Annotated in this window: 27 protein-coding genes; 13 read left to right on the top strand and 14 right to left on the bottom strand. The window is 62.5% G+C overall.

Annotated elements, in window-relative coordinates; all coding sequences use genetic code 11:
- Positions 1 to 70 precede the first annotated feature (70 nt).
- From hemF to rng, 6 genes are read left to right on the top strand one after another with little or no spacing between them, the layout of a single operon-like run.
- Positions 71 to 982, top strand: a complete 912-nt coding sequence (gene hemF, locus AC1RTP_RS12020; RefSeq protein ID WP_498607768.1) for an oxygen-dependent coproporphyrinogen oxidase — start codon at positions 71 to 73, stop codon at positions 980 to 982.
- Positions 979 to 1,626: a nicotinate-nucleotide adenylyltransferase gene (gene nadD, locus AC1RTP_RS12015; RefSeq protein ID WP_498607767.1), complete on the top strand. Its 648-nt coding sequence runs from the start codon at positions 979 to 981 to the stop codon at positions 1,624 to 1,626. Before hemF ends, nadD begins: the two co-directional genes overlap by 4 nt.
- Before the next feature lie 3 nt (positions 1,627 to 1,629).
- Complete coding sequence (gene rsfS, locus AC1RTP_RS12010) at positions 1,630 to 2,334, top strand: ribosome silencing factor (protein WP_498607766.1); 705 nt, start codon at positions 1,630 to 1,632, stop codon at positions 2,332 to 2,334.
- On the top strand, positions 2,335 to 2,805 hold the full coding sequence (gene rlmH / locus AC1RTP_RS12005) for a 23S rRNA (pseudouridine(1915)-N(3))-methyltransferase RlmH (RefSeq protein WP_130310589.1): 471 nt from the start codon (positions 2,335 to 2,337) through the stop codon (positions 2,803 to 2,805).
- Between the two features lie 15 nt (positions 2,806 to 2,820).
- Positions 2,821 to 3,441: a Maf family protein gene (locus tag AC1RTP_RS12000; protein WP_498607764.1), complete on the top strand. Its 621-nt coding sequence runs from the start codon at positions 2,821 to 2,823 to the stop codon at positions 3,439 to 3,441.
- Entirely contained in the window at positions 3,441 to 4,907 is a 1,467-nt protein-coding gene (rng, locus tag AC1RTP_RS11995) for a ribonuclease G (RefSeq protein ID WP_498607762.1), read from the top strand. Before AC1RTP_RS12000 ends, rng begins: the two co-directional genes overlap by 1 nt.
- On the opposite strand, the gene AC1RTP_RS11990 is transcribed toward rng, so the two are convergent.
- Positions 4,894 to 5,688, bottom strand: a complete 795-nt coding sequence (locus tag AC1RTP_RS11990; protein ID WP_498607760.1) for a hypothetical protein — start codon at positions 5,686 to 5,688, stop codon at positions 4,894 to 4,896. The genes rng and AC1RTP_RS11990 overlap by 14 nt on opposite strands.
- Positions 5,689 to 5,810: 122 nt before the next feature.
- Between AC1RTP_RS11990 and AC1RTP_RS11985 the strand changes: the two genes are divergently transcribed.
- Complete coding sequence (locus tag AC1RTP_RS11985; protein WP_498607758.1) at positions 5,811 to 7,346, top strand: methyl-accepting chemotaxis protein; 1,536 nt, start codon at positions 5,811 to 5,813, stop codon at positions 7,344 to 7,346.
- On the opposite strand, the gene AC1RTP_RS11980 is transcribed toward AC1RTP_RS11985, so the two are convergent.
- From AC1RTP_RS11980 to AC1RTP_RS11970, 3 genes are read right to left on the bottom strand one after another with little or no spacing between them, the layout of a single operon-like run.
- Positions 7,347 to 7,469 carry a hypothetical protein gene (locus AC1RTP_RS11980; RefSeq protein ID WP_498607756.1) on the bottom strand — a complete coding sequence of 41 codons (123 nt, stop codon included), beginning with the start codon at positions 7,467 to 7,469 and terminating at the stop codon, positions 7,347 to 7,349.
- A 56-nt stretch (positions 7,470 to 7,525) separates the two neighbouring features.
- Positions 7,526 to 8,209 (bottom strand): alpha/beta fold hydrolase, encoded by a 684-nt coding sequence (locus AC1RTP_RS11975; protein ID WP_498607754.1) that lies wholly within the window; start codon positions 8,207 to 8,209, stop codon positions 7,526 to 7,528.
- Positions 8,210 to 8,236: 27 nt separating this feature from the next.
- Positions 8,237 to 9,412, bottom strand: a complete 1,176-nt coding sequence (locus tag AC1RTP_RS11970) for a YncE family protein (protein WP_498607752.1) — start codon at positions 9,410 to 9,412, stop codon at positions 8,237 to 8,239.
- 64 nt (positions 9,413 to 9,476) lie between these two features.
- Here AC1RTP_RS11970 and AC1RTP_RS11965 point away from each other — a divergent pair, with 64 nt between their 5' ends.
- Together AC1RTP_RS11965 and AC1RTP_RS11960 are read left to right on the top strand one after the other, a co-directional pair.
- Positions 9,477 to 9,827 (top strand): hypothetical protein, encoded by a 351-nt coding sequence (locus AC1RTP_RS11965; RefSeq protein ID WP_498607751.1) that lies wholly within the window; start codon positions 9,477 to 9,479, stop codon positions 9,825 to 9,827.
- Positions 9,824 to 11,161: a hypothetical protein gene (locus tag AC1RTP_RS11960; RefSeq protein WP_498607750.1), complete on the top strand. Its 1,338-nt coding sequence runs from the start codon at positions 9,824 to 9,826 to the stop codon at positions 11,159 to 11,161. The genes AC1RTP_RS11965 and AC1RTP_RS11960 overlap by 4 nt, the downstream gene beginning before the upstream one ends.
- Here the strand turns inward: AC1RTP_RS11960 and waaF are convergent.
- The gene (gene waaF / locus AC1RTP_RS11955; protein ID WP_498608055.1) at positions 11,151 to 12,185 is read right to left on the bottom strand and encodes a lipopolysaccharide heptosyltransferase II; all 1,035 of its coding nucleotides are present in this window, start codon (positions 12,183 to 12,185) and stop codon (positions 11,151 to 11,153) included. The genes AC1RTP_RS11960 and waaF overlap by 11 nt on opposite strands.
- A gap of 137 nt (positions 12,186 to 12,322) precedes the next feature.
- Between waaF and AC1RTP_RS11950 the strand changes: the two genes are divergently transcribed.
- Positions 12,323 to 14,587, top strand: a complete 2,265-nt coding sequence (locus AC1RTP_RS11950; protein ID WP_498607748.1) for a glycosyltransferase family 9 protein — start codon at positions 12,323 to 12,325, stop codon at positions 14,585 to 14,587.
- Positions 14,588 to 14,603: 16 nt separating this feature from the next.
- On the opposite strand, the gene AC1RTP_RS11945 is transcribed toward AC1RTP_RS11950, so the two are convergent.
- A complete protein-coding gene (locus AC1RTP_RS11945; RefSeq protein ID WP_498607746.1) occupies positions 14,604 to 15,203 on the bottom strand; it encodes a response regulator transcription factor in 600 nt (199 codons plus the stop codon).
- A gap of 2 nt (positions 15,204 to 15,205) precedes the next feature.
- Positions 15,206 to 16,765 (bottom strand): ATP-binding protein, encoded by a 1,560-nt coding sequence (locus AC1RTP_RS11940; protein WP_498607744.1) that lies wholly within the window; start codon positions 16,763 to 16,765, stop codon positions 15,206 to 15,208.
- A gap of 191 nt (positions 16,766 to 16,956) precedes the next feature.
- Here AC1RTP_RS11940 and AC1RTP_RS11935 point away from each other — a divergent pair, with 191 nt between their 5' ends.
- Entirely contained in the window at positions 16,957 to 17,847 is an 891-nt protein-coding gene (locus AC1RTP_RS11935) for a VirK/YbjX family protein (protein ID WP_498607743.1), read from the top strand.
- Positions 17,848 to 17,932: 85 nt separating this feature from the next.
- Positions 17,933 to 18,163, top strand: a complete 231-nt coding sequence (locus tag AC1RTP_RS11930) for a DUF6139 family protein (protein ID WP_498608054.1) — start codon at positions 17,933 to 17,935, stop codon at positions 18,161 to 18,163.
- A gap of 2 nt (positions 18,164 to 18,165) precedes the next feature.
- Here AC1RTP_RS11930 and AC1RTP_RS11925 read toward each other — a convergent pair whose 3' ends face one another.
- From AC1RTP_RS11925 to AC1RTP_RS11905, 5 genes are read right to left on the bottom strand one after another with little or no spacing between them, the layout of a single operon-like run.
- Positions 18,166 to 18,432 carry a KTSC domain-containing protein gene (locus tag AC1RTP_RS11925; protein WP_498607741.1) on the bottom strand — a complete coding sequence of 89 codons (267 nt, stop codon included), beginning with the start codon at positions 18,430 to 18,432 and terminating at the stop codon, positions 18,166 to 18,168.
- 1 nt (position 18,433) lies between these two features.
- Entirely contained in the window at positions 18,434 to 19,645 is a 1,212-nt protein-coding gene (locus tag AC1RTP_RS11920; protein ID WP_498607739.1) for a hypothetical protein, read from the bottom strand.
- A gap of 2 nt (positions 19,646 to 19,647) precedes the next feature.
- Positions 19,648 to 21,171, bottom strand: coding sequence for an MBOAT family O-acyltransferase (locus tag AC1RTP_RS11915; RefSeq protein WP_498607737.1), 1,524 nt, complete (start codon positions 21,169 to 21,171; stop codon positions 19,648 to 19,650).
- Between the two features lie 34 nt (positions 21,172 to 21,205).
- Positions 21,206 to 24,745, bottom strand: a complete 3,540-nt coding sequence (gene dnaE, locus AC1RTP_RS11910) for a DNA polymerase III subunit alpha (protein WP_498607735.1) — start codon at positions 24,743 to 24,745, stop codon at positions 21,206 to 21,208.
- On the bottom strand, positions 24,742 to 24,939 hold the full coding sequence (locus AC1RTP_RS11905) for a hypothetical protein (RefSeq protein WP_498607733.1): 198 nt from the start codon (positions 24,937 to 24,939) through the stop codon (positions 24,742 to 24,744). The genes dnaE and AC1RTP_RS11905 overlap by 4 nt, the downstream gene beginning before the upstream one ends.
- Before the next feature lie 125 nt (positions 24,940 to 25,064).
- Between AC1RTP_RS11905 and AC1RTP_RS11900 the strand changes: the two genes are divergently transcribed.
- Positions 25,065 to 25,367, top strand: coding sequence for a c-type cytochrome (locus AC1RTP_RS11900; protein ID WP_498607732.1), 303 nt, complete (start codon positions 25,065 to 25,067; stop codon positions 25,365 to 25,367).
- A gap of 3 nt (positions 25,368 to 25,370) precedes the next feature.
- Here AC1RTP_RS11900 and AC1RTP_RS11895 read toward each other — a convergent pair whose 3' ends face one another.
- Both AC1RTP_RS11895 and AC1RTP_RS11890 read right to left on the bottom strand, forming a co-directional pair.
- Positions 25,371 to 26,105 carry a MaoC/PaaZ C-terminal domain-containing protein gene (locus tag AC1RTP_RS11895; RefSeq protein ID WP_498607731.1) on the bottom strand — a complete coding sequence of 245 codons (735 nt, stop codon included), beginning with the start codon at positions 26,103 to 26,105 and terminating at the stop codon, positions 25,371 to 25,373.
- Positions 26,106 to 26,219: 114 nt separating this feature from the next.
- A complete protein-coding gene (locus AC1RTP_RS11890) occupies positions 26,220 to 26,618 on the bottom strand; it encodes a hypothetical protein (RefSeq protein WP_498607730.1) in 399 nt (132 codons plus the stop codon).
- Positions 26,619 to 26,644: the final 26 nt, after the last annotated feature.

The raw sequence follows: 26,644 nt of genomic DNA, 5'->3' as shown, positions 1-26,644 counted from the left end.
GCGTATCAGGTGTCAGACCCTGCGGGTCTGACACCGGTTTATCGGTTTTAAAGAGAGCACAAAAAGCAAAATGACCGCCCCCAACCCACAAGACGTCAAAGCCTGGCTGCTTGGCCTGCAAGACCGCATCATCTCCGCGCTGGAGAATGTGGACGGCAAGCCATTCCTGCGCGATGCGTGGGAGCGCCCGGAAGGCGGCGGCGGCATTTCGCGCCTGATCGAAGAAGGCAATGTGTTCGAGCGCGGCGGCTGCAACTTCAGCCACGTGACCGGCGCCAAGCTGCCGCCATCGGCTTCCGCGCACCGCCCGGAGCTGGGCGGCCAACCCTGGGAAGCAATGGGCGTGAGCCTGGTGCTGCACCCGCGTAACCCATACGCGCCGACCGTGCACATGAATGTGCGCTTCTTCAGCACCAGCACCGCCGACGGCAAACCGGTGTGGTGGTTCGGCGGCGGCATGGACCTGACGCCCTACTACGGCGACCACGCAGACGCGAAGCACTTCCACCAGACATGCCACGACGCCCTGCAGCCGTATGGCGAAGACCTGCACCCGAAGTTCAAGAAATGGTGCGACGAGTACTTCTACCTGAAGCACCGCAAGGAGGCGCGCGGCGTGGGCGGCATCTTCTTCGATGACTTCAACGCGCTCGGCTTCGAAAAGAGTTTTGAAATGACCCGCAGCGTAGGCGACGCATTCCTGGCCGCCTACCTGCCCATCCTGGAAGCGCGCAAGGACACGCCGTACGGCGAGCGCGAACGCGACTTCCAGGCGTACCGCCGCGGACGCTATGTCGAATTCAACCTGGTATTCGACCGCGGCACCCTGTTCGGCCTGCAGTCCGGCGGCCGTACGGAAGCAATCCTGATGTCCATGCCGCCTATCGTCAAATGGCGTTACGACTGGCATCCGGAAGACGGCAGCGCGGAAGCGGCGCTGTATACCGACTTCCTCCCGCACCGCGACTGGCTGGCCGAGTGAAACGCTGCATCGCACTGCTGGGAGGCAGTTTCGATCCGGTGCACAACGGCCACGTCATGCTCGGCAAACTCTTTGCTGAAAAACTGAAGGCCGATGCGCTGCTGGTGATTCCGGCACTGCCCTGGCAAAAGGGCGCGCTGGTAGCGACGCCGCAGCAGCGGGTGGACATGCTGACTTTGGCCTTCCAGGGCCTCTCCTGCCCAGTCACCATCGACTGGCAGGAACTGGCGCGTGGCAGCGCCACATATACGATTGAAACGCTGCGGGCGATCCGCGCCGATGTGGGGCCCGATGTAGCGCTGGCCTTCCTGATGGGCGCGGACCAGCTGCAGCGACTGAACACCTGGCACGAATGGCGCAACCTGTTCGACCTGGCCCACTTCTGCGTGGCGGCCAGGCCCGGCTTCGAGCTGGACGACGCCCACGTGCCGGCCGAGGTGGCAGCTGAATTCCAGCGCCGCCTGGCCACGCCGGAGCAGGTCAGGAACACCCCGGCGGGCAGGACCATGCTGGCGGCCGATTTGGCCGTCGACATCTCGGCCACTGCCATTCGTGCTGCATTACAACGGGGGGAAGGGGCGAACTCGCTTCTGCCACCGGTAGTGCTAGACTATATTGAACAACATAATTTGTATAAGAACTAAATAATGGATATTAAAAAACTGCAAACCCTCGTCGTCGACGCCCTGGAAGACGTTAAGGGCCAGGAAATCGTCGTATTCGACACCACCGGCCTGACCAGCCTCTTTGACCGCATCGCCATCGCTTCCGGTACTTCCAACCGCCAGACCAAGGCACTGGCTGCGTCCGTGCGCGACAAGGTGAAGGAAGCCGGCGGCGACGTGATCGGCATCGAGGGTGAAGACACCGGCGAATGGGTACTGGTGGATCTGGGCGACATGATCGTCCACATCATGCAGGCGCCGATCCGCGCTTACTACCGCCTGGAAGAAATCTGGGGCGAGAAGCCGGTGAAACTGGGCGCCGCCAAGCGCAAGTCCACCACCGAAGGCAAGGCAGCAGTTGCCAAGGAAGCCGCGCCGAAGAAATCCGGCCACCTGGCTGCCACCAAGGCCGCCAAGGCCGCCGAAGCGGTGATCGAGAAAAAGCCAGCGGCCAAGAAGCCAGGCACCGCCAAGGCAACCGCCGCTGCCGGCGCCGCTGCAAAGAAAGCCGCCGTCAAGAAAGCGCCGAAAGTCGTCGCGCCGGAAGGCAAGAAAGTGAAGGTCGCTTCCACCAAGACCGCCGAGGCATCCGCCAAGGCAGCCAAGGAGAAGAAAGCCGCCAGTGCAGCCGCAACCCCGGTCAAAACCGTCATCAAGCGCCTGAAGAAGGCCGCTGCGGCAGAGTAAGTGCAGCTGATCATCGCTGCGGTCGGCCATAAAATGCCGGCCTGGATTGAGAGCGGCTTCACCGAATACGTGAAACGCATGCCGCCGGAACTGCGCATCGTGCTGAAGGAAATCAAGCCCGTTGAGCGTTCCGGCAGCAAGACCGCCGCCACCGCCATGGCCCTGGAAAGGGAGCGTATCGAGGCGGCACTGCCCAAATCGGTACGCATCATCGCCCTCGATGAACGCGGCAAGGACCTGACCAGCGTGGGCCTGTCCCAGCAGCTGGAAGCCTGGCAGCAGGATGGCCGCGATACCGCCTTCCTGATCGGCGGCGCCGACGGCCTCGATCCGGGGCTGAAAGCCAAGGCGGAAGGCATGATTCGCCTGTCCAGCCTGACCCTCCCGCATGGCATGGTGCGCGTCATGTTGGCCGAACAGTTGTATAGGGCGTGGACAATAACGCAAAACCACCCTTATCATCGTGTCTAACCCTTAAGGCAACCGATGAAACTGGTCGAAAAGAAGATCTACCTGGCTTCCAAGAGTCCACGCCGGCGCGAATTGCTGCGCCAGATCGGCGTGGACTTCGAGTTGCTATTGCTGCGTAACGACGGCCCGCGCGGTCCGGATGTGAGCGAAGCTGTCACTCCCGGCGAGGAACCGCTGGCCTATGTCGGCCGCGTGGCCCAGGAAAAAGCCGATTTCGCCTGGGACATCATCCAGCGACGCCGCCTGATTCTGCGCCCCATCCTGGCCGCCGATACCACCGTCACCATCGACGGCGAAATCCTCGGCAAGCCTGCCAATGTGCGCGAAGCGACTGAAATGCTGCACAAGCTGTCGGGCCGTACCCACCAGGTACTGACCTCGGTCGCTGTGCACTCGCAAGACTTTTCCGGCCATATCACACAGATCTCCGATGTTCGCTTCGGCAAGCTGACGGAAGCCGAGATCAAGACCTACTGCGCCACCACCGAACCTTACGACAAGGCCGGCGGCTATGGCATCCAGGGCCTGGCCGCCCTGTTTGTAGAACACATCGAAGGCAGCCACTCCGGCATCATGGGCCTGCCGCTGTACGAAACGGCGCAACTTCTGCGCCAGGCAGGATTAAAGCTCCCCTGATGAACGAAGACATCCTCATTAATATCACCCCGCAGGAAACCCGTGTCGCCCTGATCATGCAAGGCTCCGTTCAGGAACTGCATATCGAGCGTACCCTGACGCGCGGCCTGGCGGGCAACGTCTATTCCGGCAAAGTGGTGCGGGTGCTGCCCGGCATGCAGTCGGCCTTTATCGACATCGGCCTGGAGCGCGCAGCCTTCCTGCACGTTGCCGATATCTGGGAAGCCCGCCCGCATGACGGCGCCCAGAACGCCACCCCGACCCCGATCGAGAAGTTGCTGTTCGACGGCCAGGTCCTCACCGTGCAGGTGATCAAGGACCCTATCGGCACCAAGGGCGCGCGCCTGTCGACCCAGATTTCCATCGCCGGCCGCATGCTGGTCTACCTGCCGCAGGACGGCCATATCGGCATCTCGCAAAAGATCGAGAAAGAGTCCGACCGCGAAGCCCTGCGTGCGCGCATGCAAAGCCTGCTGCCGCCGGAAGAAAAAGGCGGCTACATCGTGCGCACCCAGGCCGAAGAAGCCTCGGACAGCGACCTGCAGGCCGACATCGAATACCTGCGCAAGACCTGGGGTGCGATATGCCACGGCGCGCGCACCCGGCCACCGACTTCCCTGCTGCACCAGGACTTGAACCTGGCGCAGCGCGTGCTGCGCGACTTCGTGCACGACGAGACGGCCACTATCCAGGTCGACTCGCGTGAAAACTTCCTGTCGCTGACGGAGTTTGGCCGCGTCTACACGCCGTCGGTCCTGCCGCGATTGCAGCACTACACCGGCGAGCGTCCGCTGTTCGACCTGTACGGCGTGGAAGAAGAAATCCACCGCGCCCTGGGACGCCGCGTTGACCTGAAGTCCGGCGGCTACCTGATCGTCGACCAGACCGAAGCCATGACGACGATCGACGTCAACACCGGCGGTTTTGTCGGCGGCCGCAATTTCGCCGACACGATTTTCAAAACCAACCTGGAAGCGGCGCATGCCATTGCGCGCCAGCTGCGCTTGCGCAACCTGGGCGGCATCATCATCCTCGACTTCATCGATATGGAGAACAGCGAGCACCGCAACGCCGTGCTCGCGGAACTGAAGAAAGCCCTGGCGCGCGATCGCACCAAGGTGTCGGTATCCGGCTTCTCTGCGCTGGGACTGGTGGAAATGACACGCAAGCGCACGCGCGAATCGCTGGCCCACATCCTGTGCGAGCCCTGCCCTGCCTGCGAAGGCAAGGGCCAGGTCAAGACCTCGCGCACGATTTGCTACGAGATCCTGCGCGAGCTGCTGCGCGAAGCCAAGCAATTCAACCCGCGCGAATTCCGCATCCTCGCCTCACAGGAAGTGGTGGACCTGTTCCTGGAAGAAGAATCGCAGCACCTGGCAATGCTGGGCGACTTTATCGGCAAAAAGATCTCACTGCAGGTGGAAACCACCTACCACCAGGAGCAGTACGACGTCATCCTGATGTGACGGTGGTACCCTTTCGAAGGTTCGCAGCCTCCAGGGCCTTGCGGACCAGCGAGAGCGATTGCGCCGGCAGTTGAATCACCTTCTTGTTGCGCACCAGGAGTCCTCCGCGGTCCAATACCGGCGCGAGGATTTCTGCGCAGAGGGTCCATTGCCCCAATCTGAATGCCGCAATCCCGGCGACAACCTGGCGGCTGAAGTAACTGTCGTAATTCCAGGTTCCGCGCCGCATGGGATCGCGCGAATTGCCTTCGACGTCCGGTTTCCCCTTGCGCAGCAATTTCAGGACCGTACCCATGTCGTCGAGCCACACAAACCATGGGAAGACGCGCTCGTTGAGCAAGCGCTGCGCCTCCGTGCAGCATGCGAGCAGGTCGCGCTCATCGCAAACCACCCAGCTTGTGCCTTGCGCCTGATCGAGGCGAAACATCACCTTGCGCAAGTGGCACTCAGCCGACGTTGGGCATAACTGGCCTTCGATAAGCTTTACCTCCCGGGAGAACGGATCGCGCGGGGCAAACGCAAGATAGCGCCCCACGCCAAGCGTGGGTGAGTCGCGGCGGTAGCTTACCGTGTCGACAAAGTCGATCTCCACCACGTCAATCCACTGCGCGCTACGGCGCCAGGCGGTCGCACCGTGGAAGCGCGTGAAGCCTTGCGCCATCAACAGCGGCTGCAGGGTATCGATCAAGGCCTTGCGCACTTCCTTGCGCTCCATCGATTGCGCTGGCTTGCGGGCAGGCAGCAGGCGGGAAATCAGGTCGGACAGATTGGACAAAAGCATTCTAGTTATAAACCCGCGTTGTATTTTGTGCAGCATACTATCAAAAATTCTCAGCAATGGCGCTCGCTTGGGCCCGCGATTTGGGGTTACTATCGTGAAACCAATTCTGGGAGGAAATCTCGATGAAGAACCTCAAAATAGGGGCGCGCCTTGGTTTGGCTTTTGCCGTGGTGCTGGTTTTGCTGGCGGCGATGACGGTGGTGGGCATCATGCGCTTGCAAAGCGCTAGTGCCAAGACCGAGGCCCTGGTCGCCGAAAACGTTCGCAACGAGCGTCTGGTGGCGGAGTGGCAAAAGGTAGTCGAAGTGAATGCTGCGCGCACCACCGCGGCATATATGGTGTCCGATCCCGAGCAGCAGAAATCCATCGAAGCGCAAATGAAGGCCGCCTCGGGCCGCGCTACCGAAATCCAGGATTTGCTCGCCAAATTCCTGACCAACCCCGCCTCCCGCAGCGCCTACGAAAAAGTCCTGGCCAGCCGCAAGGCATACGTCGACCAGCGCAAGGCGGTCTACAAGGCCAAGGCCGACGGCGATATGGAAGCGGCGCAGCGCCTGTTCATCGACATGGAGGCGCGCCGCGTGACCTATCTTGGCGCGCTGGACGAAGTGACGGCGGCCGAGCACAACTACCTGGATGCGGTTGCCGACGAAATCCAGGCCGGCAATCATAGCGGCCGCAACCTGTTGATCACGCTGGGCGTAGCGGCGGTCATGCTCGGCATCGGCTTTGCTTGGCTGACGACGCGCTCCATCGTCAAGCCGCTGAACGAAGCGGTGCAGATTGCGCAGACGGTGGCGGACGGCGATTTAAGCCGCCGCATCGAAGCGCATGGCGACGACGAGGCGGGCCAGTTGCTGAAGGCACTGAAGGCGATGAACGACAGCCTGGCCGGCATCGTGAGCGAGGTGCGGCACGGCACGGAAAGCATCGCCACCGCTTCGCAGCAGATCGCGTCCGGCAACCACGACCTGTCGGCCCGCACCGAGCACCAGGCCAGCACGCTGGAAGAAACGGCCTCCTCGATGGAGCAGCTCACATCGGCCGTGCGCAACAACGCCGATAATGCCCGCACCGCACGCGACCTGGCTGCCACCGCTTCCGATGTGGCGACACGCGGCGGCAGCGTGGTGAGCGAGGTGGTTCACACCATGGGCTCGATCAATGCCGCCTCGACCAAGATCGTCGACATTATCGCGGTCATCGACGGCATCGCTTTCCAGACCAATATCCTGGCACTCAATGCAGCTGTGGAAGCGGCGCGCGCCGGCGAACAGGGACGCGGCTTCGCCGTGGTGGCCAGTGAAGTGCGCAGCCTGGCGCAGCGCAGCGCGCAGGCGGCCGGCGAGATCAAGGACTTGATCAACAATACGGTGCAGCAGGTGCAGGCCGGCAGTGAACTGGTGAACCAGGCCGGCAGCACGATGGACGAGGTGGTCGCCAGCATCCAGCGCGTCACCTCCATCATGTCGGAGATCGCCACAGCCAGCAGCGAGCAGACGGTGGGCATCGAACAGGTCAACCAGGCGATCGTCCAGCTGGACAACGTGACGCAGCAGAATGCCGCCCTGGTGGAACAGGCAGCCGCCGCAGCCAGCGCCATGCAGGATGAAGCGGGTCGCCTGACCGGCCAGGTGGGCCGCTTCAAGCTGGCCTGATTATCTTTGCACGGCTGGCGGCGAAGCGCTGATTGAGCCAGCGCTGAAGTAGCCAGTGAAAGCGCGATCCTTGCTGGCGAAGCTGACCTGCTGCATCGGCAGGCGCGGGCCGTTGCGCGGCACCGGGCTGGCTTCGCAACATGGCTGGCAAGCCCACGCTTCGCCGCTTTATGCAGAAGCTATCGAAAAATCGCAGAGATGGCGCTAGCGAGCGCCTGCGCTTGTTCGAGAGGGATGAGGTGGCCCGCGTTGGGTATTGTCACCAGGCGCGCGCCGGGAATACCGTCGGCCAGCTCGCGCGCTTCCTCGGGGCTGCGCAGCTGGTCTTCGGCGGCGGCAACGACCAGCGTGGGGCATTGGATGTCGGACAGGCGGCTCGTGTCGGCATCGCGCACGATCAGCGACTGGCGCACGAAGACTTCGCGGCCAAGGCGCTCACCCATGATGCGCACATGTGCGACCAGCGCTTCGTTGCCGGCGTTATCGGGATGCAGCGATTGCGCGATGGCGGCGCGTCCCAGGCCGCGGAAGGCGCCGATCGGATTGGCGCGGGCGGCTTTGCTGCGCTGCTCGATTTGCAGCGGCAGGTCGGCGCGGCTAGAGGTGGCGACCAGCGCCAGCGTTTGTACGCGATCAGACGCCAGCCGCACGATTTCACGCGCAACGTAGCCGCCCATCGAAAAGCCCAGCAGGCTGAATTGCTTCGGGCATTTGGCCAGGATGGCTTGCGCCATGGCGGCAATGGAATCGCCTTCGGCCAGGCTGGCGAAATGCAGCGGAAGTTCGGGAGGCAGGAAAGGCAGCATGCCATCCCATAAGGCGTCATCCAGCATATAGCCGGGAATAAGGACAAGCGGGGTCATGCCGCAAGTATATCCCCGGCGCCAGGCTCAGTGCCCCATCATCTCGTTCCACTTCGGCAGCAGCACGATGCTGTTGGGGTTAAGGCCGGAGTTCTTCAGCGTATCCATGCTGGTGACCACGGCCCCGGTCTGCAAATCGATCACGGTGACCGAGCCGTCGCTCATGCCCGGCAGGTTAAGCAAGGCATTCTGCACGAAGGCATATTTGCCGTCCTTGGTGAAGGCCACGTGGTGCGCACCCTCCGCCGCGGCGATGGATTTGAGCAGCTTGGGCTCGCCCGCCTTGGCCGAGATGTCGAAGATGTGCAACTGGCCCGGCTTGGCGCTGGTGATGTACATGCGCGAAGCCTGCCTGTTGAAGTAGATCTCCAGCGGCACGCCGGCCTTGGCATCGGCAAAGTCATAGACTTGCGCGACTTCGAAATCCTTTTTCGAGGGATTCCAGCTGGCGGTCCACAAAGTGCCGCCATACATATTGGTGACATAGGCCACGGCCGGTTTCGCATTCGGCACGAACAGGATTTCCACCGGCGCCTCGCCGGCGGGCGAAGCTTTCTTCGATACCTTGTAGGTGCCCAGCACCTTGCCGCTGCTGGCCTCCACGGCACTGATCACCTCGCCCGCATCGCCCAGGTCTGAGGCGCGCACGGTCGATGTCAGCAGGATGCGGTCGGCGCCGCCCGAAACTGCCAGCCCATGCGGATATGGCGCTGCCACCTTAATCGTCTTGAGCACCTTGTCGCTCATCGCGTCGCCTACCACCATGGACTGGCTGCCCATGCAGCTGACGTACCAATGCTTGTGGTCAGGCGAAAAAGCGACATCCTCGCCGATGCTGCAATCGGGCATGCTGACGGTGGTCATGGCGTAGTCCTTGGACTTCATGTCCATCACGCGCAGCTCGGGCTTGCCCAGCGCCGTGATATAGGCCTTGCTCATATCGTGGTTGTAGAAGATGTGGTGCGCCACCAGGTCGGCCGGCAGCGGGATGTCCTTGACGATTTTGCCGAAGGTCTTGGAGCTTGGATCGACATCGACGATCGCGATGCCTTCCTTGCGTGCGCCCGGCGCCACCGGACTCTTGAGGGCCTTGAGCGATTCGGGGGACTTGGTTTCGTAGTTCATCATCGCCAGGATTTCGGCGCTGGCCAGGGCGGGCACGCCCAGGGCGACTGCGAGGGGAAGCAGGAAACGGATACGCATGGTCCACTCCTTCTTTTGCAGGGTCAGACGTTGAATATTACGCCTGCCGGGCTAGAATCACCATATGCGCCTGCCCCGCCCTCACTGGCTGTTTGCAACGCTAACGCTGTTGGCGGGTGCCCCTGTGTGGGCCGCGCAACAGAATGCCAGTTTCGAAGTAAGGCAGCAGCGCATCGCCGACCCGGCGCCCACCGTGCGCGTGCCGCAGGGCGACACCCTGGTCCTCGAATTGCGCAGCGATAGCCCGATGGACCTCCACCTTCATGGCTATGATCTGCATCTGACGCTCAAGGCTGGAACCCCGGGCCGCTTCCAGCTCCAGGCGCAGGCCCTGGGCCGCTTCCCCCTGGCGGCGCATGGCAAGGGCCACCACCACGCACCAGCCCTGCTTTACGTGGAAGTCGTGCCCCGATGAAGCGCTGGCTGCTGGCAGCCCTTCCCTTGCCGGCGCTGGCGCACGGCTTCGGCCAGCGCTTCGACCTGCCGCTACCGTTATGGATGTTCATGAGCGGCGCCGGGGCAACCGTAGCGGTCACTTTCCTGCTGCTGGCGCGCCAGCGCAATATGCAGCCGCGCGCAACCGGGCAGGCGTTCACCGTGCTGGAACACATTCCCCTGGCAGGCGTACTGGCGACGGTGTCGCGCGCTGCCGTGCTGGCCCTCTTCCTGCTGGTCCTCTGCGCGGGATTTGTCGGCACCCAGAATCCGTTCAAGAATATCGCGCCACCCATGGTATGGGCTGTCTGGTGGGTCGGCATGGCCTTCGTAGCGGCCCTGCTGGGCGACCTGTGGGCACTGGTCAATCCCATCGACACCATTTACCGCTGGACGCTGGGCGAGCGCCCCGGCAAGCTGGCCTGGCCGGCGTGGGGCGGCGTGTGGCCGGCCGCTATCCTGTTCTTCGTCTTCGTGAACATGGAACTTAACTGGGAGGGAAGCGAGCAGCCGGCCCGCCTGGCCGCCGCCATGCTCGCCTATTCCGGCCTGTCCTGGCTCGGCATGTATCTGTTCGGCCGCCGTTGCTGGCTCGAACATGGGGAAGTGTTTGCCGTGGTCTTTGGCCTGCTGGCGCGCTTTGCGCCCAATCGTGTGCATGACGGGCGCTGGCAACTACGCCCTTTCAGCGCCGGGCTGCTGGTTGAAGCGCCGCTAGGCTGGTCGCATATCGTTCTGGTGATGCTGATGCTGGCCTCCGTCAGCTTCGACGGCTTGCTGGAAACGCAACCCTGGCTGGACCTGCAAACCGCGCTGGACGCGCCGCCAGCCTTGCTGCGCGCGGGCGCCCTGTGCCTGTTGCCGGCGCTATTCCTGCTGGTCTACCTGGTTGTGTGCCGCGCAATCGCGTGGTGCGGCGGCGGAGCTGGGCTAGCGCAGACGGCCGGCTGGTATGTGCTGACACTGGTGCCGATCGCCATCGCCTACCATTTCGCCCATTACCTGTCCTTCCTGGCGATGGCAGGGCAATACCTGATTCCTTTGGCTTCCGACCCGCTCAACCTGGGCTGGGATTTGTTTGGCACACGCTTTTACTTCATCCGCCTGGGCATCGTCGATGCGCGCATGGTGTGGTATGTGTCGCTGTTCGCCATCGTGGCCGGCCACGTGGCGGCGGTATGGCTGGGGCACCAGACTGCCCTGCGCCAGTTCGGCGCGCGGGCTGCCCGCAGCCAGTTGCCGATGCTGGCGCTGATGGTGGCTTACACCCTGCTAAGCCTGTGGATCATTGCCCAGCCCATCGTCAACGGTTGATCATCGGTTCAAGCGTTTGCCACACCTGGCCGGCGCTGATTCCGTGCATGCAGTTCTGGTGGCCGAGCGGGCATTCGCGCTGGCGGCATGGCGAGCATTCCAGGCGCAGCGAAATCGAGGCGGCCATGTCGGAGAATGGAGGGGCGTGGTCGGGGTCGGTCGGGCCGTAGATGGCGATCACCGGGCGATTCAGGGCCGACGCCACATGCAGCAGGCCGGAATCGTTGCTGACCACCGCAGCCGAACGGGCGATCAGGGCCACCGCGTCGGCCAGCGAAGTCTTGCCGGCCAGGCTGACCAGGCCAGATGGCGCACCGGCAGCCGCAATTACCTCGTTGCAGGTATCGGCATCTTTGGGAGAGCCTAGCAACGCAACCTGGGCTTGCGGGTCGCGCGCCAGGATGTGCTGGGCGAGCTGGCCGAAATGGGCCTGAGGCCAGCGCTTGGCGCCGCCGAATTCTGCGCCCGGAGCGAATACCACCAGCGGACGGGCCGGATCCAGGCCGACTTTAGCGCATGCCGCAGCCACCTGGGCACCGCTGGCGGCCATGCGCGGCTTGGGCAGGCCGCTGCGCAGCGGCGCGCCCGGCACGTCGGCCAGCGCCGCGTAAAACGGCACCATCGGCCTTGGCGGCGTGTCGTCATGGTGCATGACGTTGATCAGGCCATAACGGCTCTCGCCCTTGTAGCCGACACGGCGCGCGATGCCGGCCAGCCAGGGGATCAAGGCATATTTCAGGGTGTTCGGCAGGATGTAGGCATCGGCGTAACCGCGCTGGCGCAGCAGGCGCGCATAGCGCCAGCGCTCCTTCAGCTGCAGCGAACCATGGCGGAATGGGGTCTCGAGCACCTCGGCCACTTCCGGCATCTGTCGCCAGACCGGCGACACGACCGGCGGCGCAAGCACGTCGATCGGACGCTCCGGGTGGGCAGCCTTCAGCAGCTGCAGCAGCGGTTGCGCCATGACGGCGTCGCCGATCCAGTTGGGCGAGATCACCAGGGTGCGGGCCGATTGCGGGTTCATGTCATCCATTTTCCAGTTCCTGTAGCCAGGCATTATTACCGATTGCCGCAAGGGCAACAACACACGTCTGGGCAAGGGCTGGCGCGGCCCGGCTGCTATAATCGGCCATTTTTCGCCCCCGCTCGATAGCGCTTTCCATGCTGGAAACCCACGATTTAACGCCTGCCAAGACACGCCTGCTCCCCAACCTGATGGTATTTGCCTTGCCGGCACTTGCGCTGACCACGCCATTCGGTGTCGGCTCTATCCTGGCGATGGCGCTGGTCTTGTTCATCTGGCACTTCCGCGACGGCGTATTCGATTGCTATCGCGACAACTGGAGCGCCGTGCGCTTCATGGTGTTCGCCTTCAGCGCCTACTTCCTGGTCTCGCTGGTGCGCATGTTCACCGACCAGCAGCCACTGCGCACCCTGGACGGCCCTTCGCGCATGTTGTTTGGCCTGTCGTGCATCGGCGTGTTCTATTATCTGAAACCGCGTGTGAAGTATTTCTGGCTGGGGCTTTTCGTTGGCACAGTCGCCGCGGCCATTATTGGCACGCTGCAGGTCCATGCCTGGGGTGTCCCGTTCCCCGATGGCACGCCGCCGCGGGCAGAAGGCTTTACCCACCACGCAATCACCTTCGGCGACCTGGCGGTGGCGATGGGCCTGATGGCGCTATGCAGCCTGAATACCTCGCGCCTGATGCGCTACCTGGCTCCGCTGGCATTGCTTGCCGGCCTGGTCGCATCGGCGATGTCCGGCGCGCGCGGCGGCTGGCTTGCCATGATACTCGCCGCAGTGCCGCTGGCGCGCTACGGCAGCCGCATGCACGGCAAGCGCATGCTGGTGGTACTGGCCGTGGCGGCCGTCCTGTGCATACTGGCCTACTTCATTCCCGCCACCGGCGTGGAAGAGCGCGTAGCAATCGGCCTCTCCGACCTCCATGCCTATTTTGAGCGCGGCGACGTCACCACTTCGCTTGGCGTACGCATGGAATTGTGGAAGGCTTCCTGGCTGATGATCAAAGCCCACCCTTGGCTGGGCGTAGGCCGCGACAACTTTGACATGGCACTGCATGCGCTGGCCAACCAGGGCCTGATGCAGCAAGGCCCGGCGCTGGGTTTCAGCAGCAGCCATAATGACATCCTGCACACGCTGGCCACCGGCGGCCTGCTCGACCTGAGCCTGCTGCTGGCCATGTACGCGGCGCCGTTCCAGTTCTTCCGCCACATGCTGCACGCGGAAGACAAGGGCCAGCGCCCTGCCGCACTGGCGGGCATGGTGATGGTGGTGTGCTATATCGGCTTTGGCCTGACCGACGTGATGTTCTGGTTGATGGCGACCAAACTCTTTTACATCACCATGGCTTGCAGCCTGGCCGGCATCTGCCTGTATGTGACGAAAGGTGCGAATGCTGGGAAACAGCCGCGCCGCATCCTGGTCACCCGCACCGACAATATCGGCGACGTGGTACTCACCCTGCCGAGCGCCGGTTGGCTGAAACTGCGCTATCCCGGCGTGCATATCACCTTCCTGGTGCGCCGCTATGCCGCCCACACGGTCGGCCAGTGCAAGAACGTGGACGAAGTGCTGGCCTTGGAAGACTTGCCCGACCTGGCGCAGCATATGCGTGCCGCCGGCTACGACACGGTGCTGCTGGCCTTCCCCGTGCGCCGCATCGCTCTTGCCGCCTGGCGCGCCGGCATTGCGCGCCGCATTGGCACCAGCCACCGCTTCTACCACTGGTTCAGCTGCAACGAATTGCTCCATTTCAGCCGCGTGAAATCGCAGCTGCATGAAGCCCAGCTCAATTTCGAGCTGCTGCGCCCACTGGGCCTGACCGACATCCCGCCGCTGCAGGAAGTCTGGCCGATGTACGGCTTGCTGCCGCCGTCCAGCGAAAAGGTCGATGCGTTGCTGGGTGAAGGCGGTTGCAACGTGATCCTGCATACCAAGTCGAACGGCAATGGCCGCGAATGGCCGCTGGGCCACTTCACCGAACTGGCGCGGCTGCTGCAAGCTTATGGCGACGTGAAAATCTGGCTGACCGGCAGTGCGGCCGAAGGCGAGCTGCTGGCCCAGCAGGCGCCGGCCCTGCTGGAGCTGCCGAATGTGAACAATGTGTGCGGAAAACTGGATTTGCGCGAGCTGCTGGCCCTGATCGGCCGCGCCGACGGCCTGGTGGCAAGCGGCACCGGCCCGCTGCACCTGTCAGCGGCCATGGGCCGCAACACCCTCGGCCTGTTCCCGCCAATTAAACCTATCGATATCGCGCGCTGGGGCGCCTTGGGCGAGCGCGCAGTCAACCTGAGCGCAGCCCAGGCTTGCGGCAGCTGCCAGGACAAGGCGGCTTGCAGCTGCATGACGGCGATCACGCCGCAGCAGGTTATGGAAGTAGTGCTGCGCTGGCGCGCAGCTTAAGCGTAGCAGCTAAACCTTATTCGCGCAGGGCGACACGCACCAGGTCCGCCACGTTGTCCACGCCCAGCTTGGCCATCAGGCGGGCTTTGTGCACCTCCACGGTGCGCACGCTGATATTCAGCTGCGGTGCGATTTCGCGGTTGTGGCGGCCCATCACCACCAATTCGAACACTTCGCGCTCGCGCGGCGTCAGCTCGGCCAGCAACTGGTCGCGCTGGTTGCGGCGGTCCTGGTCCTGGCGCTGGCGCTGTTGCATCGAGAACGCTTCTTCGATGGCTGAAATCAGCTTGTCGTCGTCGAAAGGCTTTTCCAGGAAATCCACAGCGCGCGCTTTGAAGGCTTCGCGCGCCGAACTGACGTCGCCATGGCCGGTCACGATGATCACCGGCAGCAGGCAACCCATTTCATTCAACTTGCGCTGCAGCGTCAGTCCGTCCATGCCGCCCATGCGGATGTCGGCCACCAGGCAGCCAGACCACTCGGGCAGCCAGGCCTGCAAAAAGGCTTCGGCGCTGGCGAAAACGGCGGTACGGTAGCCGCGTACGCCCAGCAGAAGGCCAAGCGCGTCGCGCAGCGAAGGATCATCGTCGACGATGAATACAGTAAGGTTTGACAAGGCTATTCTCCAGAGTCCAGCGCCGGCAGTATAAATCGAAACACCCCATGGGCGGCAACCTCGCCCCACAAAGTCCCGCCGTGGGCCTCGACAATGGCGCGGCTAAGCACCAAGCCCAGGCCCATGCCGGTGGCCTTGGTTGAGACAAATGGCTCGAACAGGCGTGCGGCCGCCTGCGGCGTCAGGCCCTCGCCGCTATCCTCCACCGTGAAGCGCAGCTTGCCGCCGATGTTCTCCGCCGTGAGCTCGATGCTGCGTTGGCCGGCTGGCCTCATGCGCACGGCGTCGAGGGCGTTGGCCAGCAGGTTGCGCAGCACCAGTTCGATTTGCAGGCGGTCCACCTGCACCAGCAGCGACGGCGCCTCGGCTACCGTCAGCTGCACCCCATGCTCGATAAACTGCGGCCGGAATTGCTGCACGATGCCGGCCATCAGGGTAGCGGAGCCCACGCTTTCCAGCTGCATGGCCCCGGTGCGGAAGAAGTCGCGCAGGCGCTTCACCACGTCCGCTGCACGCGCCGATTCGTTGATCATCTGGCCGATGGCGTTTTTCAGCAGGTCGCCCACTTCGCCGCGCGCGAGCAGGTGCTCGCAAGCCTTGCCATAGACCGCCAGCGCCGTCATCGGCTGGTTCAGTTCATGCGCCAGGGCCGCCGCCATTTCGCCGGCGGCAGCCAGGCGCAAGGTCTGCTTCAATTCTTCCGCCACCTGGCGCCGTTCGTCAACCACGATGCCGACGAAGAAGCCGACCAGCGCCAGCACCGCGTCCAGCATCTGCAGCTCGGACACGGTGATGTTGTTGGCATGGTTGGCCTTGACCAGGGTGACGATCGCCATCTGCAGCACGAATACCACGAGCGCCGCACCGTTCACGCCCTGGCGCGAAGCGGCCCAGATCAGCGGCAGGAACAGGAAGTAGAAGTGCTTGAATTCAGACGTAACGATGTAGCCGAATACCGCCCACAGCACGAAAATCGCCAGCGCCAGGTAGCCCAGTGTTTCCGGCTTCCATGTGGCCTCGCGCAAATGGACGCGGCCTTGCGGATTAGCCAGCTTAAGCAGCAGCGGCATGCTGACCACTACCCCCACCAGATCGCCAAAGCCGAAGCGCCACACACCGCGCAGCCACTCGCTCCAAGGCACCAGGCCAAGCCAGGCCAGCAAGCTGATATGGCCCACCGCATTCAGCAAGGTGCCTGCGGCCACGATGGCCAGCCAGCGGTAAAAACTGTCGCGGGAATTAAAGATCGGCAGCCCGCCCAGCACGCGGCGCAAAGTTTCGCCCAGCATGCCATAGCCGCAAGTCAGCCAGGCCGCCGTCAGCAAGGTGCCCGACCAGCCGCCCGGCATGCCGCGCACCAGCACATCGCCCGCCACCAGGGCCAGGAACCAGGGCAGTGCCGCGCGCCGGCCATACACCAGCCAGAACACCAGACCCAGCGCAGTGTCAGGATTCCACGGGGTAATGTTCAGGCCGAACAGCGGCTCAACATAGCTGATCCAGTCGAACAGCAGGTAGGTGACGATGAACCCGGCTGTCGGCAACAAGAACGGAAAACGCATAAGGAAAAAAACGCAACTAAGGGTTTAACGTAGCAATCTTATTCACTTTTGAAATAAGCCGCAGTGAAGCATATGTTGACTTGAGGAAAGCTATAAGTGATACACGTAGGTGTGCTTACAGTATTGCCCCAAACCAGTGCGCGCATTTAGCATTAGCAGATTGTAACGCACTGTTTCAAATAAATAACGCAATGTATCTGCACGCAATCACGCTGAATTCCGGCCTGGAGCCAAAGTCCTCGCTGTCCCGGCTCACCTCGGCGCTGAAATTGCATGCCCGCGCCATGACCGCCCCGCGCCTCACGCGCGGCTGGCTGGAATTGCTCAACTCCCACCCGTCCCTGCGCGAACTGGCCAAGGCGCAGCCGCGCCTGATCCATAAAATTTACCGTCCCTGGCTCAGCAAACGCCTGTGCCAGCAGCGCCGCCTGGCTGCGCTTGGCGACCACTACCGTTTTATTGTCCAGCAAGGCCTGGGGGACGCCGTGGTGCAGGCCGCGCGCGGTGGTCTGCAACTGGCCTGCTTTACGGGGAAATCGGGGGCCAACTATACCATCGAACTTCGCGCCGTAGTCCCGATGGAACGCGAAGGCGAGCTGGTGTTACAGCTGATGTGCCAGGGCACCCTGGTGTACTCGCTGGCCTTCTCCTTTGTGCAGGAAGGTGCGCTACGCCAAGTTGGTATTGGCTGCGTGCAGGGCCCGCAATGCGGCGCCGGGCTCGAACTATCGCGCGAAGCGACGCGCGACTTGCATGGCTTGCGTCCAAAGAACCTGCTGGTGCGCCTGGCCAGCCAGCTGGGCCACGCTGTCGGCTGCGATCACCTGGTCCTGGTCGGCAACCACAACCGCACCGTCTGTGCCAAGTCCATGCGCAAGGGCAAGGTCAAGGCTGACTACGACAGCCTATGGCAGGAATTCGGCGCGACACAGCGTGCGGATGGCGACTGGCAAATGGGTTGCGCGCCTTTGCAAGCGCCCGAGATGGAAGAAATTCCATCGAAGAAACGCGCCGAGATGCGCCGACGCTACGATTTGATGACCCAGGTCAACTTTGCCGTGCTGAGTTCACTCGGCCGCTAAACTTGCATGGCCGTCGCCGCGCAAGCGGAGTAGAATCAAAGCGTTACGCAGCCTGTGCGTAGGACTTAGTTGAAGGGAGATGAAGATGCGCCTGGATATCTATCGTCGTGCCGAACACAACGGCATTTTTTCCTACCTCGCCGTGCCCGAGGGCAAACCCATCCCGCAAGAAGCCATCAACACCGACTGGCTGCCAGCCGAGCAATCACTGGAAGTCGATGATGATGTGCAAATCCTGCCCAACTACCATATCGACCAGTTGATCCAGCAGATGGGCAGCAAAGGCTACGCCATCACCGGACTGAAAGACATGTAGTCTTACCCGCCGAAAAGGTCGTCCAGGCCGGGGGGGCGTGTGCCCGCCTGCGGTTTGGCGCGGCCTTTGCGGCCGGTGTACTCTTCTTCGATATTGTCGCGGTAGAAGCTCCACGCACTGCCCGTAGTGGACAGGCGCTGCCATACGTCACGCGCGACACCGTCGTAATCAATGGCGCTGCCGTCGTCGAATTCGACGCGCAGCACGCGCGCGCTCTCGTCATAGCCGATGGCGCGCAGCTTGCCTGCGTTGATGCGTTTCATTTCCATCTTAGATCCCCTTTCCTTGCCGGCGTTGCGCGCGCTCGACCAGTTCGCGCGCTTCGGTGAATAGTTCCGGATGCGCCGCCGCGCAGGTGGCGCGCTCGCTGGCGATACGCTGGCGGTCCTGCTCCAGGTTCTGCAAGTTCAGGTCCATGCCGAAACTGCCGGCCGGCACACCGGACAGCATACGCTCCATCATCACCTCGCCCAGTGCAGGCTTGTAATGTCCCGCTTCCCAGTACCAGTGTGTGCGGCCTTTGTCGCCGGGGCCGGGGATCGGTTCGCAATTGTAGTCACCGAAGCCGCTGAAGTCATGCAGCATGATGCGCGCCTGCGGGTAGCGGGCGCGCGCCGCTTCCACTTCTTCCAGCACGATGCGCTTCCATTCCTCAAAGCGCGGCCACAAGCCGCTGGCTTCGTACAGCGCCATCAACTGCGCGTGGTAGGCGTAGAACAGTACATGGACTTCAACGCCCGGGTTGTCGCGCGCCGCCGCTTCCAGCAAGGTGCGCAATTCCTCGTGCAAGCCGCCGCGATCGAGGTCGCCCGGCGCCTTGCGCACCAGCGTGGCAGCGTTCTCCTCCGCGCGCTGGCGGAAGATCTTGTAATAGCCTTCGTAGCGCACATACTTTTCGTATTCGCTGAGCGGATTGAGGCCGCGCGCCGTCATGGTCTCGGCTTCGCTATCGCGCTGCATGGCGAAGGTGGCAGCCGCGTCGCGCAAGGAGCCCAGCGACAACAGGCTCTCCACGTGCCAGCTCCAGCCGGCCATCACGGCCGGCACGCGGCGAGCGCCGCCGTGCTGGCCCGGCGCCAGCAGCGCATCGTGGAATTCGATGCCGGCGATGACGCGCTTGGGTTTCACGCCCGTGCTCCGCAAATATTGCAGCTGCCCCACCGCCGTCATGGTGCCGGTGCCGGCCAAGCCGAGGTTATAGGCGCCGCCGCCCAACGCAGGGCTGTCAGGATCGAAGCCGACTTCAACACGCGAATTCCCGACCAGGAACTGGGTGGCGCCGACACGCTCGGCGCCGGACAGCTTGATCTCGTTGCGGAAACGGGTCGGCACCGGTTTCTTCGCATTCAGGCCGGGCTTACGCACTACGCCGTACAAATCGTAGGGGTCGGCCAGCACAACCACGCTGGCCACCAGCAGGAAGCCCCCCAGCATGGCCAGGCCCAGTTTGCGCAGGTAATGATGATGCGAGACGTTTGGCATGGTCAGAACTGGAAATAAAGGAATTCACTTGGACGCGACAGCGCAAGCAGGCAGGCCACTGCCAGCAGCCCCGCAGCGAAGGCGGGACGCGGCGCCGGCAGCCAGGACAGGCGCGCCGGGGCCGCCGTGCCATCGTGGTCCAGCGCCGGGGTGAAACGGTGCATGATCTGCTGCGTGTTCGGCGCAAGGAAGGCAACCAGGGCCGCAAGAATCACCCAGGACCAGGTTTCAATGAACTGTGTGCCGCCGCCCAGCGTCCAGCCAATGCCAAGCTGCTCCAGCGTATGTGCAAAGCCGCCCAGTCGCGCGCCGATGGCGTCGGGCAAGGTCACTCCTGAATGACCGGCCATGCCGGCCACGATGCGCAGCGCCGATGGCAGGTCCGCCGCACGGAAGAACACCCAGGCGAACGTCACGGCGACGAAAGTCAGCGCCCATGCCGCGAAACGCCCGGCGCGGCCGCCGTTCCCTTTCCAGCCCATGCGGTCCTTGAACATTTGCCAGGCGTGCGCGATGACGAGATATAGGCCGTGCAGCCCGCCCCATACCACGAAATTCCAGCTGGCGCCGTGCCACAAGCCGCCCAGCAGCATGGTCACCATCAGGTTGACCTTGGCGCGCACGGCGCCGTGGCGGTTGCCGCCGAGCGGGATGTAGAGGTAGTCGCGCAGGAAGCGCGACAGCGTCATATGCCAGCGGCGCCAGAATTCGACGATGTTGAAGGACTTGTAGGGCGAATTGAAATTCAGCGGCAGGTTCACGCCGAACAGGCGCGAAAGGCCGATCGCCATATCGGAATAACCGGAGAAATCGAAGTACAGCTGGAAAGCATAAGCCAGCACGCCGCCCCACGCCACCAGGAGTGTAGGTTCGCCCGGCGCTGCGAACAGAGCGTTCGCATAGGGCGCCAGCGTATCGGCGAGCAGCGTTTTCTTCGCCAGGCCGATGATGAAGATGGTGGCGCCGACGGAAAAATTATCCGCGCGCGGCAGCGCATTCCGCGGGTCGGCGAACTGCGGCATCATTTCCTTGTGGTGCAGCACGGGACCGGCCACCAGGTGCGGGAAATAGGTGACGAACAGCAGGTAGTGGATAAAGCGCCCTTCCTGCACAAAACCGCGCGCAGTGTCGACCAGGAAGGCGATCTGGGTAAAGGTGAAGAACGATATGCCGATCGGCAGCACCACCTGCAGCGCGTCGGAATGGTGTCCGGTCAGGCTGGTGTAGAAGAAGTTCGCGTATTTGTAATAGCCAAGCAGCACAAGGTTGGCGGCGACCGCACCGGCCAGCCACCAGGTGCGCGCACTGCCCTGTGCGCGGCGGATCGCTTGCGCGCTGCCGTAATTGATCACCACAGAGCCAAGCAGCAGCGGCACGTAGCGCACGTCCCACCAGCCGTAGAAGAAAATGGAGGCCAGCGCCAGCCATGCCACGCCCCAGGTCGGGTTGCGCCGCGCGAGCAGGAAGTAGCCGATCAGGGTGACCGGCAGGAAGCCTAGCAGGAAGCTGAATGAATTAAATAGCATGGTTGAAAAATGTTATCACCCATGCAATAACACATCAATACTCGATTGCTACTTCCTGCGCACCCAGGCCTTGTTCCAGTGCTATTTTCAGCGCATCCGACGGCGCGACGCGCCAATCGTCTCCAAGTTGCAACACACAATCGATGCCTTGCGGTTTCACGCGCATGGAAACCGGCAGGCCGTATTCGTCGCGATGTGGGCCGAGCACCTCCGCCAGTTTAGCGGACGGCACGGCTTTCGGCAGCGACAGGCCGATCTGGCGGCCGAACTGGATGCGCGCGGCCGTAATGTTGTAGACCTTTTCCGCCGAGATGCGCAGGCCGCCGGAGAAGCGGTCTTCCGACACCTTGCCCGTCACGCACAGGAATTCGTCTTCCTTGAACATATGCTTGTTCGGCTCGAAGACTTCGTTGTAGACGGTGACTTCGACCACGGCGGTCTTGTCGTCCAGCGTGACGATCAGCAGCTTGCCGCGCTGGGTCATCTGGGTGCGGATGCCGGAAATGACGCCGCACATCATGCGCGGTTCGCGCGACGGCTCCAGCTCCGACAGCTTGGTGCGAGCGAAGCGGCGCGCTTCTTGCGCGTAGGAGTCGAACATGTGGCCGGACAGGTAGTAGCCCAGCGCGATCTTTTCTTCCGCCAGTTTTTCGCGGTCGGTCCAGGCCGTGGCCTGAACGTAATCCGGTGGCGCCACCAGGTCGGAATCGTCGCCGCCGAACAGGCTGACCTGGTTGGCCGACTTGGCCTCCTGGTCCGCGTATTCCATGGCGAAGCTGACCGAGGCAAACAGCACCGCGCGGTCGACGCCGAAGCAATCGAAGGCGCCGGCGCGGATCAATGCTTCCACTGTGCGGCGGTTGATCTGCTTCTTGTCCACGCGCTTGCAGAAGTCGAACAGGCTGGTGAACGGGCCGCCGCTTTCGCGTGCGGCGATGATCGCCTCGATCGCGTTCTGGCCTGCGCCCTTCACGCCGCCCATGCCGTAACGGATCTTGGTAGCTTTCTTGCCCGCCTCGCCGTCAGGACGGAAGCGGTAGGACGACTGGTTCACGTCCGGCGGCAGGATGGTCAGGCCGCACACGTCGATCGAGTCCTCAACGAGGATCTTGACCTTCTCGGTATCGTCCATGGCCAGCGACATATTGGCTGCCATGAACGCTGCGGTGTGGTGATGCTTGAGGTATGCCGTGTGGTAGGACAGCAGCGCATACGCGGCCGCGTGCGACTTGTTGAAGCCGTAGCCCGCGAACTTTTCCATCAAGTCGAAGATCTCGTCGGCCTTCTCGACGGTCAGGCCGCCTTCCTGCGCGCCCTTGCGGAAGATTTCGCGGTGCTCCGCCATCTCCTCGGCTTTTTTCTTACCCATCGCACGGCGCAGCATGTCCGCGCCGCCCAGCGAGTAACCGCCGATGATCTGCGCCATCTGCATAACCTGTTCCTGGTAAACCATGATGCCGTAGGTTTCGGACAGGATGCCCTCGGTGCGAGGATCGGGGTAGTCGAATTTCTCGCCATGCTTACGCTTACAGAAGTCCGGGATCAGGTCCATCGGGCCCGGACGGTACAGCGCCACCAGCGCAATAATGTCTTCGAAGCGGTCGGGACGCGCATCTTTCAGCATGCCCTGCATGCCGCGCGATTCAAGCTGGAACACGGCGACGGTTTTCGCCTTGGTCAGCAGTTCATAGGTCGGGCGGTCGTTCAGCGGCAGCTTGGCCAGGTCGAAATCTGCCGCGCCTTCCGGATCGAGGTCCTTGATGTAGTTGACCGCGCGGTCCAGGATCGTCAGCGTGGTCAGGCCCAAAAAGTCGAACTTCACCAAGCCGACGGCTTCCACGTCGTCCTTATCGTACTGCGACACCACGCCGGCGTCGCCGCCCTGGGTGTACAGCGGGCAGAAGTCAGTCAGCTTGCCCGGCGCGATCAGCACACCACCGGCGTGCATGCCGATGTTACGGGTGATGCCTTCCACCTGCTGCGCGAGGTCGAGCAGCTGGCGCACTTCTTCTTCATTTTCCTGGCGCTCTTTCAGCAGCGGTTCTTCTTCGATCGCCTCGGCAATCGAAACCGGCTTGCCCGGCTTGAACGGGATCAGTTTCGACACGCCGTCGCAGAACATGTAGCCAAAGTCCATCACGCGGCCCACGTCGCGGATCGCGCCTTTCGCCGCCATGGTACCGAAGGTGGCGATCTGCGACACCGCTTCGCGCCCGTACAGGTCCTTCACGTGCTGGATGACCAGTTCGCGCTTTTCCTGGCAGAAGTCAATATCGAAGTCGGGCATCGATACACGTTCAGGATTCAGGAAACGCTCGAACAGCAGGTTGTATTTCAGCGGGTCCAGGTCGGTAATCTTCAGCGCATACGCCACCAGCGAACCCGCACCGGAGCCTCGACCCGGTCCAATCGGCACGCCGTTGTTCTTGCCCCACTGGATAAACTCCGCAACGATCAGGAAGTAGCCCGGGAACTTCATCTTGATGATGGTGTCGTTCTCGAATTTCAGGCGCGCTTCGTAGCGCGGGCGTTCCTTCTCGCGTCTCTCAGGATCGGGGAACAGCTGGAGCAGGCGCTCCTCCAGGCCCTTCTGCGTTTCGGCCACCAGGAAATCGTCGATCGACATGCCCGGCGTCGGGAAGTTCGGCAGCTGCGGCTTACCCAGGGTAAGCACCACGTTGCAGCGCTTGGCGATCTCCACCGAATTTTGCAGCGCGGCCGGCAGGTCATGGAACAGCTCCGCCATTTCCGCCTGGGTGAGGAAGCGCATTTGCTCGTTGAAGCGCTTGACGCGCTTGGCGTTAGCCAGCATCTCGCCTTCCGCGATACAGACGCGCGCTTCGTGGGCGATGTATTCGTCCTGCGACAGGAACTGCACCGGGTGGGTCGCCACCACCGGCAGGCCAAGCTTGGCGGCAATCGCCACCGACTGGCGCACCTGGACTTCCTGGTTGGCCTGGCCGGCACGCTGGATCTCGACATAGAAATGGCCGTTCGGGAAAATCCCGGCCCACTTTTGCGCGTTCGCTTCCGCCTGTTCCAGGTTGCCGTTTTCGATGGCCTGGCCGATGTCGCCGAAGTGGGCGCCGGACAGCGCGATCAGCGCATTGGCGCCGCTCTCGCCTGGCAGCAGCGCGTAGTCCTTGTTGGCCAGCTCGCGCAGCCACTCGGTGCGGATTTCAGCACGGCCCTTGTATTGGTTGGTCAGCCACGCTTCCGACAGCAGTTCGCACAGCTGCAGGTAGCCCATGCGATTTTTCGCAAATAGCATCAGGCGATGCGGTTTTTCGCGGTTTTCGTCATTGGTGATCCAGGCATCGACGCCGACCACCGGCTTGATGCCCTTGCCGCGCGCCGATTTGTAAAAACGCACCATGGCAAACATATTTGCCAGGTCGGTGATCGCCAGCGCGCCCTGCTTGTCCTTGACCGCCTGCTTGATCAGGTCATCGATGCGCACCAAACCGTCGGCAATCGAATATTCCGTGTGCACGCGCAGGTGGACGAATCCTGGTCCCACGGGCGCGGCGGCTTGCGAGGCGTCTACTGGCTGGTCGATTGTTTCAATGCTCATGTGGCGGGCGGTTTTTTAGTCGAATATCCGCCTATTTTACCTGTTGAGCTGACTCCACTGCTATCCGCTTTCTGGATGGCCTCCATCGCCTCTTTCATTGCGCGCCGGCGTTTTCTCTGGCGTGTCGGTACGAGATTGGCAACTTCTTTACCATTGAGGGAGAGTGTGAAACTTTCGTCGATTTTCTTGTGCATTTGGCACCTCCTTTCGACTCGTTGCTGGCTTCAGTCTATCGCGCGCCATAATTACTTACAAATGAGACGGTCGCTACCGTCCGGCAACGCTAGAATCACCCTTACCAATCCAATTTGGAGTTGATATGAAAATTGCAATTGCCGCCCTGCTGATGTCCGCCTCGCTGGTCGCCCATGCGGACGACACCGAGCAGTTGGCCAAGTCGAAGAGCTGCTTTGCCTGCCATGCGATGGCGAAAAAGCTGGTCGGACCGTCGTTCAAGGATGTTGCCGCGAAATATAAGAGCGACAAGGGCGCCGAAGATAAGCTGATCCTGAAGATCCTTCAGGGCGGTTCCGGCGTCTGGGGCGCTGTGCCCATGCCGCCGAACCAGGTGACCGACGCCGAAGCCCACCAGCTGGTGCGCTGGGTGCTGGCGCAGAAGTAAGCGCTAACCGAAGCTGCCTTCCACCGCCAGCGTGCCGCCGGTCCAGACCTGGTAGCTGCCGGCGGGTTCCGCCAGCCGCAACTCCGCTTGCGAGCCGAGCGGGATCGGCGCCTTGAAGCGGGCGGAAATCGCCGTCAGGCGCCGTCCTTCACGCTGTCCCAGCAGGGCCGCCGCCTTGGCCACCGTGTGCATGCCGTGGATGATCGGCGTCTTCATACCGAGCAGGCGGGCCGACCAGGGCCAAAGGTGGATCGGGTTCCAGTCGCCGGATACCGATGCGTACTGCCGCCCCGCATCCGCCGCGAGTGACCACTCACCTGCCAGTTGCCCAGCCGGCTCGGCACCACCCACGCCGCCGGCGTTTCGCCGCTTGCCCCGCACCGCCAGGTAGCGGCTGCGGCACTCGAACACATCCTGCCCTTGCTGCTTGCCCACCGTGCGCAGCTCACAATAACGCGCGCCGTTCTCCGCCGGCGGTTCAATGACAACGTTCGTCACCAGCTCCATCGGCTGCTCACGATCGGGCGCATGCAATTCGCGAATGTCGTTCTCGACATGGATCATGCCCGCCAAGCGGAACGGGAATGCCGCTCCCAGCATCGTCGCCAGATGCGCGCGCTGGGTCGGCAGGTAATAAAAAGAGACCGGCAACGCATCAGGAGCAAAACCAAGCAAGGCGTTATAGCGCTTAAGCTGCCCGCCAGCCAGGCGCTCGAGACGGAAGGTGGTGGGATCCACTGCCGTCGCATTTGCGGACGGGCCCTTGAACAAGGCCCGAAGCAAGGTCGCCGCCCCTGCATCGGGAAGTAATTGAAGCTTTGTCATGCACGCAATTGTGCCTGAGGCAATGTATTACCGGAAGTACAGTCCAACCTGCAAAGCGACGACCAGACCGATCATCCACATAAACTTCCGGTCCATATCCCCCCGCAGACCATCAAGCTTCCGATCAAATTCTTGCCGCCAGTCCTCGAGCTTCCGGTCGTTTTCTTTACGCCAGTCCTCAAGCTTGTGATCGTTTTCTATCCGCCAGCCCCCAAGCTTCCGATCGTTTTCTATCCGCCAGCCTTCAAGCCTCTGATCCAGCTTTTCGCTGAACCAGACCTTTAGCGCAGCAATTTCCGAAGTCATTTGCTGGCTCAGTGATTGAAGACCAATTGCGTGGTCTTGAACCTGCTTTTCCAATTTAATTATCCTTGCTTCGTGATCCTGGCAGTCATCAGGATCAGGGGCTGCATTTGGAAGTTCCATGATAGCCTCGATTCAGGTTAACTGGC

The sequence above is a fragment of the Pseudoduganella sp. GW821-FHT11H04 genome, assembly GCF_058807935.1.
The sequence above is the reverse complement of the archived record's forward strand: the minus strand, read 5'-3'. Positions and strand labels throughout refer to the sequence as shown.

Excerpts from the sequence above, each read along its gene's own strand:
- hemF (WP_498607768.1), top strand. The coding sequence starts at position 71 with ATGACCGCCCCCAACCCACAAGACGTCAAAGCCTGGCTGCTTGGCCTG.
- rsfS (WP_498607766.1), top strand. The coding sequence starts at position 1,630 with ATGGATATTAAAAAACTGCAAACCCTCGTCGTCGACGCCCTGGAAGAC.
- AC1RTP_RS12000 (WP_498607764.1), top strand. The coding sequence starts at position 2,821 with ATGAAACTGGTCGAAAAGAAGATCTACCTGGCTTCCAAGAGTCCACGC.
- rng (WP_498607762.1), top strand. The coding sequence starts at position 3,441 with ATGAACGAAGACATCCTCATTAATATCACCCCGCAGGAAACCCGTGTC.
- AC1RTP_RS11990 (WP_498607760.1), bottom strand. The coding sequence starts at position 5,688 with ATGCTTTTGTCCAATCTGTCCGACCTGATTTCCCGCCTGCTGCCTGCC.
- AC1RTP_RS11985 (WP_498607758.1), top strand. The coding sequence starts at position 5,811 with ATGAAGAACCTCAAAATAGGGGCGCGCCTTGGTTTGGCTTTTGCCGTG.
- AC1RTP_RS11975 (WP_498607754.1), bottom strand. The coding sequence starts at position 8,209 with ATGACCCCGCTTGTCCTTATTCCCGGCTATATGCTGGATGACGCCTTA.
- AC1RTP_RS11970 (WP_498607752.1), bottom strand. The coding sequence starts at position 9,412 with ATGCGTATCCGTTTCCTGCTTCCCCTCGCAGTCGCCCTGGGCGTGCCC.
- AC1RTP_RS11965 (WP_498607751.1), top strand. The coding sequence starts at position 9,477 with ATGCGCCTGCCCCGCCCTCACTGGCTGTTTGCAACGCTAACGCTGTTG.
- AC1RTP_RS11960 (WP_498607750.1), top strand. The coding sequence starts at position 9,824 with ATGAAGCGCTGGCTGCTGGCAGCCCTTCCCTTGCCGGCGCTGGCGCAC.
- waaF (WP_498608055.1), bottom strand. The coding sequence starts at position 12,185 with ATGAACCCGCAATCGGCCCGCACCCTGGTGATCTCGCCCAACTGGATC.
- AC1RTP_RS11950 (WP_498607748.1), top strand. The coding sequence starts at position 12,323 with ATGCTGGAAACCCACGATTTAACGCCTGCCAAGACACGCCTGCTCCCC.
- AC1RTP_RS11940 (WP_498607744.1), bottom strand. The coding sequence starts at position 16,765 with ATGCGTTTTCCGTTCTTGTTGCCGACAGCCGGGTTCATCGTCACCTAC.
- AC1RTP_RS11935 (WP_498607743.1), top strand. The coding sequence starts at position 16,957 with ATGTATCTGCACGCAATCACGCTGAATTCCGGCCTGGAGCCAAAGTCC.
- AC1RTP_RS11930 (WP_498608054.1), top strand. The coding sequence starts at position 17,933 with ATGCGCCTGGATATCTATCGTCGTGCCGAACACAACGGCATTTTTTCC.
- AC1RTP_RS11925 (WP_498607741.1), bottom strand. The coding sequence starts at position 18,432 with ATGGAAATGAAACGCATCAACGCAGGCAAGCTGCGCGCCATCGGCTAT.
- AC1RTP_RS11920 (WP_498607739.1), bottom strand. The coding sequence starts at position 19,645 with ATGCCAAACGTCTCGCATCATCATTACCTGCGCAAACTGGGCCTGGCC.
- AC1RTP_RS11915 (WP_498607737.1), bottom strand. The coding sequence starts at position 21,171 with ATGCTATTTAATTCATTCAGCTTCCTGCTAGGCTTCCTGCCGGTCACC.
- dnaE (WP_498607735.1), bottom strand. The coding sequence starts at position 24,745 with ATGAGCATTGAAACAATCGACCAGCCAGTAGACGCCTCGCAAGCCGCC.
- AC1RTP_RS11905 (WP_498607733.1), bottom strand. The coding sequence starts at position 24,939 with ATGCACAAGAAAATCGACGAAAGTTTCACACTCTCCCTCAATGGTAAA.
- AC1RTP_RS11900 (WP_498607732.1), top strand. The coding sequence starts at position 25,065 with ATGAAAATTGCAATTGCCGCCCTGCTGATGTCCGCCTCGCTGGTCGCC.
- AC1RTP_RS11890 (WP_498607730.1), bottom strand. The coding sequence starts at position 26,618 with ATGGAACTTCCAAATGCAGCCCCTGATCCTGATGACTGCCAGGATCAC.